General features: G+C 41.0%; 1 protein-coding gene. It reads left to right on the forward strand.

Annotated features, from left to right (window positions below; all coding sequences use genetic code 11):
* Window positions 1–339: 339 nt before the first annotated feature.
* Window positions 340–664 (forward strand): DTW domain-containing protein (locus A3757_RS21025; protein WP_156506468.1); only part of this gene is annotated, 325 nt, incomplete at its 3' end.

Consider the following 664-nt stretch of genomic DNA (forward strand, 5'->3'; position numbering starts at 1 on the left):
TCATCACTTCCAGAGGTATAATTCAGTCGCGGCCACAAATAGTTTGAGCAGTTGATTCAGCACGATTGGAGATTTGATAAGGGCGTTTAGTTTCTGAGCTTGTCATGTGCTTAATAATGACGTGAAAAATCTTGAAGTCAAATTGAGTGATACTAAATCGTGATTGGCTTATCTGGAAGGGCGGATTCGTTTAATAAAAAGGTTTGAATTATTAAGTAATTAAGATGCCATTAAAGTTAAACTAAGCAGACCAGCCTGTAAAACGCCTAAGTGCGTGTTTTATTATGGTTTACAATTCAGTCATTAGAATCCTTAAAATTGCAAAGAAGTCGGAGAGTTATGCACCTTAATGCAGTCTCAAAATTACGAGATGAGCAGAGTAAAAAGATACATCGGCCTTTTTCTGCTCGTGGTAGCAAGTTAGAAAGGTGCCCGTCATGCCTATTAGTTGAGCATCATTGCATCTGTGCAGAGCGACCCGTTGTTGAGGCTGCTTGTGCATTTTGTTTTATTCTCTATCAGGGGGAAGTATTTAAGCCCAGTAATACCGGACGCATCATCGCAGATCTTATCCCTGACAATTATGCTTTCCAGTGGCAACGTACCGAGCAGGAGGCTGCTTTGCGCGATCTATTGGAGAATCCAGATTACTTTCCTATCGTGG

This window comes from Oleiphilus sp. HI0117 (assembly GCF_001635235.1).